Origin of the sequence: Peterkaempfera griseoplana (genome assembly GCF_001418575.1) — a bacterium.
In the GTDB taxonomy this organism is placed as follows: domain Bacteria; phylum Actinomycetota; class Actinomycetes; order Streptomycetales; family Streptomycetaceae; genus Peterkaempfera; species Peterkaempfera griseoplana.
Window position 1 is genome coordinate 1 of the sequence record NZ_LIQR01000562.1, and the last position, 1,336, is coordinate 1,336.

A 1,336-nucleotide genomic window follows, 5' to 3' on the forward strand; every position below is an offset into this window, starting at 1 on the left:
GCCGGGGTGCCGAAGGTGGTCCAGGCGGTGCGGGCGGGCAGGCGGAGCACGGTGCGGCCGGTGGCGGCGTTGAGGATGGTGGCGGCGCGCCAGGCGCCCAGGGTGAGGTCGGGCGCTCCCACGCCGTGGCTGTGCATCTCGGCGTTCTGCACGAAGAGCGTGCCGCCGACGCGGGGGTCCAGGGCGACGCGGTACTCGCCGTCGACCCGGTAGCGGCCCCGGTCGTCCCAGTCGACCAGGTCGGCGATGGGGTCGAGGAAGGACGGGCGCGCCGCGGCGTAGCCGGTGGCGAGGACGATCCGGTCGGTGCGCACGGTGAAGTGGGCTCCGTCCTGGGTGTGGCGGCAGCTCAGCAGGTACCCGTCACCGTCGCGTTCGGCGGCGGTGATCGCGGTGGCGGGGTGCAACGCGGCGCGCGGCGGGCCGCCGCCGATGGTCCGTTCGTACAGCTCGTCGTGGATCTCGCCGAGGGTCTCGCCGCTGACCCCCTTGTAGAGCTGCCACTGCTCGCCGACCAGGCGGTCCCGCACCGTCTCGGGCAGCCGCCGGAACCACCGGATGTAGTCGGGGGTGAAGTGCTCCAGGCCGAGCTTGGAGTACTCCATGGGGGCGAAGGCGCTGGAGCGGGCCAGCCAGCGGACGTAGGGTCCGCCGCCGGCGCCGTCCTGGCGGCGCAGCAGGTCCAGCAGCACCTCGGCGCCGGACTGCCCGGCACCCACCACGGTGACGTCCGCCGCCCCGGCCAGGGCCTCGCGGTGGCCCCGGTAGTCGGCGCTGTGCAGCACCCGGCCGGGGGCCAGCAGCGGCCGCAGCGGTTCGGGGACGACGGGCCGGGTGCCCACCCCCAGCACCACCTGCCGGGCCAGCACCCGGCGCGGCCCCGCCGGACCGCCGTGCACCACGGCGAAGGCGCCGGCGGCGGCGTCCCACTCCAGGGCGGTGACGGGGGCGTCGAAGCGGCAGCTGGGCAGTTGCTCGGCGACCCAGCGGCAGTAGTGGTCGTACTCCCGGCGCGGGATGTGGAACCGCTCGGAGAAGAAGAAGGGGAAGAGCCGGTCGTGGGCGCGCAGGTAGTTGAGGAAGGACCAGCGGCTGGTGGGGTCGGCCATGGTGACCAGGTCCGCGAGGAAGGGCACCTGGAGGGTGGTGCCCTCCAGCAGCAGTCCGGGGTGCCAGGAGAAGGCGGGTTTGGAGTCCAGGAAGAGGGTGTGCAGCCCGGGGACGCCGTCGGCGAGCGCTGCCAGGGAGAGGTTGAACGGGCCGATGCCGACGCCGACGAGGTCGTGGACGCGCCGGTCCGGGGCGGTGGGGTGGGGCACGGTCACCGGGCTGTCTC

At 74.8% G+C, this 1,336-nt stretch carries 1 protein-coding gene; it reads right to left on the minus strand.

The genetic code is table 11. The features are described from left to right. Positions 1–1,319, minus strand: a 1,319-nt coding sequence (locus AOK09_RS32610; RefSeq protein WP_217698525.1) for a lysine N(6)-hydroxylase/L-ornithine N(5)-oxygenase family protein, incomplete at its 3' end; no start/stop codon positions are given. Positions 1,320–1,336 lie beyond the last annotated feature (17 nt).